The following is a 256-nucleotide window of genomic DNA, read 5'->3' on the forward strand; positions in this document are numbered from 1 at the left end:
TACCGGTAAGGCTGACCTGAATGCGCCAGATGCTCCGCAGGTCGCCAGCAATAACCTGGCAGGCCTGACGGGTACTGGTGAAGCCGGTAGCACTATCACTCTGACCAAACCCGACGGCAGCACCGTGACAACCCAAGTCGACGACTCCGGCCATTGGGCGTTTAAACCTAACCCTCTGGGCCATGGTGACGAAGGGCAGGTTACGGCCAGCGATGCCGACGGCAACCTCAGTGGTGAAACCCCAACCGGCGTAGCT

1 protein-coding gene is annotated in these 256 nt (G+C 60.5%); it reads left to right on the forward strand.

The window, feature by feature from the left end:
- Window positions 1-256 (forward strand): Ig-like domain-containing protein (locus NTD81_RS09975; protein ID WP_262182094.1); only part of this gene is annotated, 256 nt, incomplete at both ends.

Source organism: Pseudomonas sp. 5P_3.1_Bac2 (genome assembly GCF_025465995.1).
Lineage (GTDB): Bacteria > Pseudomonadota > Gammaproteobacteria > Pseudomonadales > Pseudomonadaceae > Aquipseudomonas.